This is a genomic window from Cupriavidus sp. IK-TO18 (assembly GCF_015549295.1).
GTDB classification, from domain to species: domain Bacteria; phylum Pseudomonadota; class Gammaproteobacteria; order Burkholderiales; family Burkholderiaceae; genus Cupriavidus; species Cupriavidus oxalaticus_A.
The window spans coordinates 35418-44037 of the sequence record NZ_JADGMP010000017.1; the positions used below are offsets into that span (position 1 = coordinate 35418).

General features: G+C 65.2%; 8 protein-coding genes and 1 pseudogene. 4 read left to right on the forward strand and 5 right to left on the reverse strand.

Features of this window, described 5'->3' with window-relative positions; genetic code table 11:
* Window positions 1-74: 74 nt before the first annotated feature.
* Window positions 75-176 (forward strand): annotated as a pseudogene (locus IPF36_RS15370) (type II toxin-antitoxin system MqsA family antitoxin); the annotation flags it as partial.
* Between the two features lie 9 nt (window positions 177-185).
* Here IPF36_RS15370 and IPF36_RS15375 read toward each other — a convergent pair.
* Complete coding sequence (locus tag IPF36_RS15375) at window positions 186-962, reverse strand: exodeoxyribonuclease III (RefSeq protein WP_195428596.1); 777 nt, start codon at window positions 960-962, stop codon at window positions 186-188.
* Window positions 963-989: 27 nt separating this feature from the next.
* Between IPF36_RS15375 and pyrE the strand changes: the two genes are divergently transcribed.
* Complete coding sequence (pyrE, locus tag IPF36_RS15380) at window positions 990-1697, forward strand: orotate phosphoribosyltransferase (protein ID WP_135704228.1); 708 nt, start codon at window positions 990-992, stop codon at window positions 1695-1697.
* An 83-nt stretch (window positions 1698-1780) separates the two neighbouring features.
* Entirely contained in the window at window positions 1781-3106 is a 1326-nt protein-coding gene (locus IPF36_RS15385) for a patatin-like phospholipase family protein (protein ID WP_135704230.1), read from the forward strand.
* Window positions 3107-3154: 48 nt separating this feature from the next.
* Here IPF36_RS15385 and IPF36_RS15390 read toward each other — a convergent pair whose 3' ends face one another.
* The 4 genes from IPF36_RS15390 to IPF36_RS15405 form a co-directional block, all read right to left on the reverse strand.
* Window positions 3155-3964, reverse strand: coding sequence for a polyphosphate kinase 2 family protein (locus IPF36_RS15390; protein ID WP_133098156.1), 810 nt, complete (start codon window positions 3962-3964; stop codon window positions 3155-3157).
* Window positions 3965-4062: 98 nt separating this feature from the next.
* Window positions 4063-4929, reverse strand: coding sequence for a diaminopimelate epimerase (dapF, locus tag IPF36_RS15395; protein ID WP_135704231.1), 867 nt, complete (start codon window positions 4927-4929; stop codon window positions 4063-4065).
* Window positions 4930-4982: 53 nt separating this feature from the next.
* Window positions 4983-5876, reverse strand: a complete 894-nt coding sequence (locus tag IPF36_RS15400) for a lipid A biosynthesis lauroyl acyltransferase (protein WP_195428598.1) — start codon at window positions 5874-5876, stop codon at window positions 4983-4985.
* The gene (locus IPF36_RS15405) at window positions 5873-6754 is read right to left on the reverse strand and encodes a lysophospholipid acyltransferase family protein (RefSeq protein WP_195428599.1); all 882 of its coding nucleotides are present in this window, start codon (window positions 6752-6754) and stop codon (window positions 5873-5875) included. The genes IPF36_RS15400 and IPF36_RS15405 overlap by 4 nt, the downstream gene beginning before the upstream one ends.
* A 311-nt stretch (window positions 6755-7065) precedes the next feature.
* Here IPF36_RS15405 and metK point away from each other — a divergent pair, with 311 nt between their 5' ends.
* Window positions 7066-8229, forward strand: coding sequence for a methionine adenosyltransferase (gene metK, locus IPF36_RS15410; RefSeq protein WP_133098160.1), 1164 nt, complete (start codon window positions 7066-7068; stop codon window positions 8227-8229).
* The last annotated feature ends 391 nt before the right edge of the window (window positions 8230-8620 follow it).

An 8620-nucleotide genomic window follows, 5' to 3' on the forward strand; every position in this document is an offset into this window, starting at 1 on the left:
GTAGCGGGGATGGGGGCCGGTCGCAGGGGTTTGTACCGATTGGATTCTTGCGGTTTGGCACAGTTCGCGGCTTGCGCTACGAGACCGGCCGGATGCTGCCCCCGCTGGCGCTCGTCAAGCTGCTGAAACTCCTTGACCGCCACCCGGAACTTCTAGAAGAAGTCCGGGCGGCCTGACTACATAGCTCAGAGCGGATAGTCGTAATCGATCGACAACGGCGCGTGGTCGCTGAACTTCTCGTCCTTGTAGATCGAGCACAGCTGCGCCGTGTCGGCGATCTTCGGCGTTGCCAGGTGGTAATCGATGCGCCACCCCACGTTCTTGGCGTATGCCTGGCCGCGGTTGCTCCACCACGTGTACTGGTCCGGGCGAGGATCGAGCTTGCGGAACACATCGACGTAGCCATGGACGTCGAACAGCTCGCCGATCCAGGCGCGTTCTTCCGGCAGGAAGCCCGAGTTTTTCAGGTTGCCCTTCCAGTTCTTGATGTCGATTTCCTTGTGCGCGATGTTGACGTCGCCGCACAGCACGATCTCGCGCCCGCTGGCCTTCAGCTGCAGCAGGTGGGGCAGGAAAGCCTCCATGAAGCGGAACTTGGCCAGCTGGCGTTCCTCGCCGCTGGAACCGGAAGGCACGTACACCGAGATCACCGCAAGGTGCGGGTACTGCACTTCCACATAGCGGCCTTCGCCGTCGAACTCGGCGTTGCCGAAACCGGTGATGACCCGCTCAGGCTTGTGCCGCGTGTACAGACCCACGCCGCTGTAGCCCTTCTTCTCCGCATAGTGGAAGTAGCCGTGGTAACCGTGTGGCGCCAGGAACGCTTCGGTCATGTCTGCGGCCTGTGCCTTCAGTTCCTGCACGCAGACCATGTCCGCGTCCTGCTTGCCCATCCAGTCGAAAAAGCCCTTCTTGGACGCGGAGCGGATGCCGTTGAGGTTGGCGCTGATAATCCGTAACATTCGGGGAAATTTTGAATTCAGAGAGAAATGATGACGCAGCAGAACACGCCGGCAGCCTTGCCCGAGGGCATGCAGGGCACCGACCTGAGCCAGACCTTTATCCGCTTTGCGCTCGACGCCGGCGTCCTGTCGTTTGGTGAATTTGTCACCAAGGCCGGCCGCAAGTCGCCCTACTTCTTCAATGCCGGCCTGTTTAACCAGGGCGCGATGCTCGGCGAGGTGGCGCAATTTTATGCGAAAACCCTGCTGGCCTCGGGCGTGCAGTTCGACGTGCTGTTCGGGCCGGCCTACAAGGGCATCACGCTGGCCTCGGCGACGGCGGTGGCGCTGGCCGGCATGGGACGTGACGTCGGCTTCGCCTACAACCGCAAGGAAGCCAAGGACCATGGCGAAGGCGGCACGCTGGTTGGCGCCAAACTGCAGGGCAAGGTCGTCATCGTCGACGACGTCATTTCCGCCGGCACCTCGGTGCGTGAATCGGTCAACCTGATCCGCGCCGCCGGCGCCGAGCCGGCCGCCGTGCTGATCGCGCTGGATCGCATGGAAAAGAGCGGGACCGCCGACCAGGTTGGCACGCATTCGGCCGTGCAGGACGTGCAGCGCGAATTCGGCATCCCCGTGATCGCGATCGCCAGCCTGAAGGACCTGCTGGCCTATCTCGACGCGTCGCAGGACCAGTCGCTGGCTGCTTCGCGCGAGGCCGTGTCGGCGTATCGGCAGCGCTACGGCGTCTGACGAAGCCTTGCGCCCGCGCGCGGATGCGCCGGGCGCTGCAACGATCCAGGGCAGGCGGAAAATCCAATCGGCAGGGGGCGTGCGTGGCGGCGAAAGAGCGGCAGGAACGGGCAGGGCGGCAGCCGGCAGCGGCGGCAGCGAAGGAAGCGGAAAGCGAAACAGCCAAGACCAACGGCAACGGCGATTCGCTGGCCGAGCGCGGCGCGCAGGTGCGTCCGCGCAAGCCGGTGCGCCAGGACGCCAAGGCGCCCGACAGGCCCGCGCATGAAGCCTATGCCGTGCGCGCACTGGTGCTGCAGGGCGGTGGCGCGCTCGGTGCCTACCAGGCCGGCGTGTACCAGGGCCTGGCCGAAGGCGGGATCTACCCGAACTGGGTCGCCGGTATTTCCATCGGCGCGCTCAATGCCGCGGTGATTGCCGGCAATCCGCCCGAGCGCCGCATCGAACAGCTGCGCGCGTTCTGGGAACACATCTGCGCGCAGCCGTGGCTGCCCAGCCTGTCGCCCACCTGGCTGACCGACGGCGCCGAGAGCTGGCCCGAGCCGCTGCGCGTCTGGTTCGACGGCCTGCATGCCACGCGCGCCATGGTCGAAGGCCAGCGCGGCTTCTTCCAGCCGCGCAGCTGGGTGGAGCTGATGATGCGCTATGCGGAACCCGGCCGCGCCAGTTTCTACGACACCTCGCCGCTGAAGGCCACGCTGGAGCGCTTCGCTGACTTCGACCTGATCAACCATCGCCCCGAGCTGATGCGGGTCTCGGTGGGCGCGGTCAATGTGCGCACGGGCAATTTCGCCTATTTCGACAACACCCGCGACAAGCTCTGCCCCGAGCATTTCATGGCCTCGGGTGCGCTGCCGCCGGGTTTCCCGGCGGTGGAGATCGACGGCGAGTACTACTGGGACGGCGGTCTCGTGTCCAACACCCCGCTGGCCGAGGTGCTGACCGCGCAGCCGCGGCGCGACGCGCTGATCTTCCAGGTCGACCTGTGGAGCGCGCGCGGCAAGCTGCCGCATGACCTGATCGATGTTGCCGAGCGCGAGAAGGAGATCCGCTATTCCAGCCGCACCCGCGCCATTACGGACTACATGCGCGAGCAGCAGAACATGCGCCGCATGCTCAACGAGGTGATGGCGCTGGTGCCGCAATCCAAGCGCAACAGCGAGTGGTACCGCCGCGCCGCCGAACAGGCCTGCGACGCGCGCCGTAACGTGATCCAGCTGATCTACCGCGACAAATCGTTTGAGAACATGGCCAAGGACTACCAGTTCGGCCTGCTGACCATGAACGAGCACTGGACCAGCGGCCTGGACGATATCCGCCAGACGCTGCGCCATCCGCACTGGCTGGCGATGCCCAGCCGCGAGCACCCGTTCGTCACGCACGACGTGCATCGCGGGAATGGTGGCTGAGGCGGCTGAGGTGGCTGAGCCGGGCGGCCAGCCGTCTGCACCGGGGCGCTATTCGACCTTGATGTTCGCCAGTTCCGGCTTGGTCGGCGGGTAGGCGGGCTTCAGGTCTTCGAACACCCGCGTCAGGATCTCCGCCACCATCAGGTTGCGGTGCGTCTTGGAATCGGCCGGCACCACGTACCACGGGCATTCCTGCGTGCTGGTCGCCATGATCGCGGCCTCGTACGCATCCATGTAGGCCTTCCAGTGCTTGCGCTCGGCGAGGTCGGTGGTGTCGAATTTCCAGTGTTTTTCCGGGTCTGCCAGCCGCGCCTCCAGCCGCGCCTTCTGCTCGTCGCGCGAAATATGCAGGAAGCATTTGACGATGGTGGTGCCGGTCTCGGTCAGCATTGCCTCGAAATCCCGGATCTGGCGGAAGCGCCGTTCGGTTTCGGCATTGTCGATCCAGCCGTGCACGCGCGTGACCAGCACGTCTTCATAGTGGCTGCGGTTGAACACCACGATCTCGCCGGCCCTGGGCACCTGCAGGTGAATGCGCCACAGGTAGTCGCGCGCCAGTTCATTGGGCGTGGGCGCCTTGAAGCCGACCACGCGGATGCCCAGAGGATCGAAGCTGCGGAACACGCCGCGCACGGTGCCGTCCTTGCCGCTGGTGTCCATGCCCTGCAGCACGACCAGCAGCTTGCGGCGGTGTTCGGCGTAGAAGATGTCCTGCTTAGCGTCCAGGCCCTCGCTCAGTTCGGCAATCAGGGCCAGGTCCTCGGCCTTGCCGCCGCGCGACAGCGGCTTGCTGCCGGGAGGGAAATCGGCAAGGCGGAATCGCTTGCCCGTCGTGATGCGGAAATCGTCCAGCGGCATGGGCGCTCCATCGGTATGACCTGCAAGATCAGGGAATGGGCGCCCCGCCTGGGCCGGAAACAATGCGGGCTGTGTCGTGGGGCGCGCTGCCCCTATGGTCAGGCCGGCAGGGCCGCCAGGTCAATGGTGCCTTCGAACACCGTGGTCGCCGGGCCGGTCATGCGCACCGGTTCGGTGCCGCCGTCCCAGGCAATGGTCAGGTCGCCTCCATGCGTATGCACCTTGACCGGCGAGTCCAGCAGGCCGCGCCGGATGCCGGCGACCACCGCTGCGCAGGCGCCGGTGCCGCAGGCCAGCGTCTCGCCGGCGCCGCGCTCGTAGACGCGCAGGCGAATGGTGTTGCGGTCCTGCACCTGCATGAAGCCGGCATTGACGCGGTTGGGGAAGGTGGCGTGCTGCTCGATCACCGGCCCGTCCTGCAGCACGGGGAAGTCCTCGACGTCGTCCACCACCTGCACCGCATGCGGGTTGCCCATCGACACCGCCGAGATCCACGCGGTGCGGCCGTTGACCTCCAGGCCGTAGACCGTATCCACGCCTTCAGCCCGGGTCGGCAGCCCCTCGGCACGGAACGGCACCTGGGCCGGTTCCAGCTCGGGCGCGCCCATGTCCACGGTGACCTGGCCGTCGTCCTGCAGCGTCAGCGTGATCACGCCCTTCATCACCTCCACGCGCACCGAGCGCTTGTCGGTCATGCCCTTGTCGCTGACAAAACGCACGAAGCAGCGCGCGCCGTTGCCGCAGTGCTCGACCTCGCTGCCGTCGGCATTGAAGATGCGATAGCGGAAGTCGACATCGCCGCGCGACGGTTTTTCGACCACCAGCATCTGGTCGGCGCCCACGCCGAAATGCCGGCTGGCGAGCGCGCGCCATTGCGCGGGCGTCAGGTCGATCTGCTGGTGGATGCCGTCGAGCACGACAAAGTCGTTGCCGGCGCCATGCATCTTGGTGAACTGGAGTTTCATGGTGGGGATTGTAGCCGCGGCTCGCGCAAGTTGCTGCCGCCCTCGGCGGACGCTCAATAGATCTCGGGTTCGCCCGGCAGGCGGTGCTTGAAGCGCTTGTGCACCCAGTAATACTCAGGCACGCGCGGGCGGATGCAGTCCTCGAAGAAGGCATTCATGCGGCGCGTGTCGTCGGTGACGCTTTCGCCGGGGTAGTTGTCCCAGGCAGGCAGGATGCGCAGCACGTAGCCCTGGTAGTCGGGCAGCATCTCGGTGTAGATCGGCACAACCTTGGCGCCGGTCAGGCGCGCCAGCCGCGACACCGATGTCAGCGTCAGCGCCTGCACGCCGAAGAACGGCACGAATTCCGAATCGCGTTCGCCGAAGTCCATGTCGGCGATCAGCTGCAGCGCTTCGCCCTTCTTCAGGCAGCGCAGGATGTCGCGTGCGCTGTCGTTGCGCGAAATCATGTTGGCGCCGAAGCGGCCGCGCGCGTGCTTGAGGAAGCCATCGAACAAATCATTCTTCTGCCTGGTGTACAGCGATGCGCCGGAACGCCCCACATGCTCGCGCAGGTGGATGGTCAGCCGGATCGCACCGGCCTCCACGCCCGACAGGTGCAGCGTGACCAGGATATGCGGCGTGCCGTCCAGCGACACCAGGTCGGCCTGGTCGTCGATCTGCACCCAGCGGCGCATCTGCGCCTCGCTGCCGGTCCAGAAGATGCCGCGCTCGGCAAAGCTGCGGAACACGGTGCGGAAGCTCTGGCGCGACAATTCGTCGATCTCGGCCTCGGTCTTGTCCGGGAAGCACAGGCGCAGGTTGGCCTGCACCACACGGCGGCGTGCGCTGGGAATCAGGTAGAGCAGGCTGCCCAGCGCTTCGCCGAAGCGGGCAACGAACGGATATGGAAGTTTGCCCAGCACCGTGAGCAGGCCGATGCCGAGCCAGGTGAACACGCGGCTCATGAAATCGATTGGTCAGTGGTCGGCTCGGTGCTGCGGCTGGGGGCGGCGGCGGGCCCCTTGTAGCGGCTGTATCCCCACAGGTACTGGGTGGGACACTGCCTCACCAGGATCTCGACGGCCTGGTTGATCACCGCGGCCGCTTCGGCCGGGTCGTCCGGCAGCATGCCGCCCTCATTGAGCACATGCAGGTGGGCGCGATAGCCCGCGCCTTTCGGCAGCCGTTCCGCAAAGACCGCGACCACCGGCGCGCCGGTCAGCTGCTGCAGCCGGTGCACCAGCGCCATGGTGTAGGCCGGCTTGCCGAAGAACGGCGCCCAGTTACCCTCGCCGCCGCTGGGTACCTGGTCCGGCAGGATCCCCACCGCCTGGCCGCGCTTGAGCGCCTTGACCAGCATGCGCACGCCGCGCGGCGTGGCGGGCGCCATGTGCATATTGGGCCGGGTGCGCATCTTTTCGATCCAGTCGCGCAGCCAGGGCTGGTGTGGCGGCTTGAACAGCGCGGTGACCGGGCGCACCAGCGCGTGGGACTGCGGCAGCACTTCAAAGCAACCCAGATGCGGCGTCAGGATGATGAGGCCCTTGCCTCGGGCCTGCAGCTTTTCCAGTTCCGGCCACATGTAGTCGTCGAAGCCATGCAGCCGTGTGCCGATCTTCTTGCGGCTCCAGAAATAGGGCATCTCGATCATCATGCGACCGGCCGAGCGGGCGGCTTCATCGATCATCGCCTGCGTGGCGTCGGGAAACGCCAGGCGGAAATTTTCATTCAGGCGCTGGCCGTAGCGGCCGGGCAGCCGTGCTGCCAGCAGTCCGAGCGCGCCGCCTGCGGCCTGCAGCAAGCGCAGTGGGAAACGGGAGATCAGCCAGAAAAGAAAGGTCATCGGGCGTGGATTGCAGTCTGGGCTGCAAACAGGTCAAATCCGGCGCATTTTTTCCCCGGCGCGGAATTCAGTTCCACGCCGGCTTGCCGTAAATCCGGGCAAACGGCATGCCGTGGCGGCAGCGTGTTGCTTCGGCGCCTTTGGCGCGCTGCAACGAGCCCGGCAGGCGCGTATAATAGCGTGTATCGCCGAGTTAACTGACAACTTGCGGGGCGATGCAGCTCAAACCGGGCTGTTTTAAATACCGCTAAAGCGTCGCCGCCATGAACCCGACCGGGTGGCACGCAATAGCCAACCTGGAGAATAAGTTCGTGGCAAACGACTTCCTTTTTACTTCGGAATCGGTTTCCGAAGGCCATCCCGACAAGGTCGCCGACCAGATTTCCGACGCCGTCCTCGACGCCATCCTGGCGCAGGACAAGTATGCGCGTGTGGCCGCCGAGACGCTTTGCAACACCGGCCTGGTGGTGCTGGCAGGGGAAATCACCACGACCGCCAACGTCGACTACATCCAGATCGCGCGCGACACGATCAAGCGCATCGGCTACGACAACACCGAATATGGCATCGACTACAAGGGCTGCGCCGTGCTGGTGGCCTATGACAAGCAGTCGCCGGACATCGCCCAGGGCGTGGACCGCGCCTCGGACGACTACCTGAACCAGGGGGCCGGCGACCAGGGCCTGATGTTCGGCTACGCCTGCGATGAGACGCCGGAGCTGATGCCGTTCCCGATTTACTACGCGCACCGCCTGGTCGAGCGCCAGTCGCTGCTGCGCCGTGACGGCCGCCTGCCCTGGCTGCGTCCGGACGCCAAGTCGCAGGTGACGGTGCGTTATGTCGACGGCAAGCCGCACAGCGTCGATACCGTAGTGCTGTCGACGCAGCATTCGCCGGATATTACGCAGGCGCAGATCCGAGAAGCCGTGATCGAAGAGATCATCAAGCCGGTGCTGCCGGCCGAGATGCTGAAAGAAACCACGTATCTGGTGAACCCGACCGGGCGTTTCGTGATCGGCGGCCCGCAGGGCGACTGCGGCCTGACCGGGCGCAAGATCATTGTCGATACCTATGGTGGCGCTTCGCCGCACGGTGGCGGTGCGTTTTCGGGCAAGGACCCGTCCAAGGTGGATCGCTCGGCTGCCTATGCGGCGCGTTATGTGGCCAAGAACGTGGTGGCCTCGGGGCTGGCGCGCCAGTGCCAGGTACAGGTGAGCTATGCCATCGGCGTGGCGCGGCCGATCAATGTGACGGTGTACACCGAAGGTACCGGCAAGATTCCGGACGCCAAGATTGCGGAACTGGTGCAGGAGCATTTTGACCTGCGGCCGAAGGGTATTGTGCAGATGCTGGATCTGCTGCGTCCGATTTATGAGAAGACTGCGGCTTACGGCCACTTTGGGCGTGAAGAGCCGGAGTTCTCTTGGGAGGCTACGGATAAGGCGGCTGCCTTGCGCGCTGCTGCTGGACTGTAAGTGGGTCTTCGGAGTCCGGATCCTGGACTCCTGCACTTCTGACTTCGGCAAGCCCCGCTGGCCCGCAAGGGACGGCGGGGTTTTTTGTTTTTGGTGGTGGGTCGCCGTTGATGACATGCTGTCGGCCGTTGAACCGCCTGGTTCCGCCCTGCTGGGCGGGTCACTTTTTGTCCGAGCGACAAAAAGTAACCAAAAAACGCGTCGCCTGAGCGGCTGGCTATCAATTTGGCGGCGTGGGTGGGTCGGGCGGTGGTGATTTCCGTTCGATGTGGCTGGTGGCTCAAACCTGCTACGCCAGGTGAGTTTGGGATAGTGGCTGCGTCGACCCACTATTGGACGATCCCCATGCCGGGCGTAGGCCGCCTGCTGCCGGCGTCAACGCGGGGACGCC

Excerpts from the sequence above, each read along its gene's own strand:
- IPF36_RS15400 (WP_195428598.1), bottom strand. The coding sequence starts at position 5,876 with ATGAGCCGCGTGTTCACCTGGCTCGGCATCGGCCTGCTCACGGTGCTG.
- pyrE (WP_135704228.1), top strand. The coding sequence starts at position 990 with ATGATGACGCAGCAGAACACGCCGGCAGCCTTGCCCGAGGGCATGCAG.
- IPF36_RS15375 (WP_195428596.1), bottom strand. The coding sequence starts at position 962 with ATGTTACGGATTATCAGCGCCAACCTCAACGGCATCCGCTCCGCGTCC.
- dapF (WP_135704231.1), bottom strand. The coding sequence starts at position 4,929 with ATGAAACTCCAGTTCACCAAGATGCATGGCGCCGGCAACGACTTTGTC.
- IPF36_RS15390 (WP_133098156.1), bottom strand. The coding sequence starts at position 3,964 with ATGCCGCTGGACGATTTCCGCATCACGACGGGCAAGCGATTCCGCCTT.
- IPF36_RS15405 (WP_195428599.1), bottom strand. The coding sequence starts at position 6,754 with ATGACCTTTCTTTTCTGGCTGATCTCCCGTTTCCCACTGCGCTTGCTG.